Genomic DNA, 270 nt, shown 5'->3' on the forward strand with positions numbered 1-270 from the left:
CGTCGCCGTCGCCGGGGATGACCTCGCCGGCAACCACTATCACCCGATCGCCGACCACCAGTTCGGTGCCGGAAACCGATTCGATCGCACCGCTCATCGTGATCCGATGTGCTGTGGTGTCCTGCTTCACCTTTCGCAGGCTCGCCGCCTGCGCCTTGCCGCGCCCCTCCGCCAGGGCCTCGGCGAAGTTGGCGAAGATCAGGGTGAACCAGAGCCAGAGGATGATCTGGCCCGAGAAGGCGAGGCCGTCCGCGCCGGCGGCGAGGTCGC

1 pseudogene is annotated in these 270 nt (G+C 68.1%); it reads right to left on the reverse strand.

What is annotated here, in order from left to right:
• Positions 1–270 (reverse strand): annotated as a pseudogene (locus tag CVH10_RS20870) (potassium-transporting ATPase subunit B); the annotation flags it as partial.

The sequence above is a fragment of the Halomonas sp. ND22Bw genome (genome assembly GCF_003011945.1).
GTDB lineage: Bacteria > Pseudomonadota > Gammaproteobacteria > Pseudomonadales > Halomonadaceae > Halomonas > Halomonas halophila.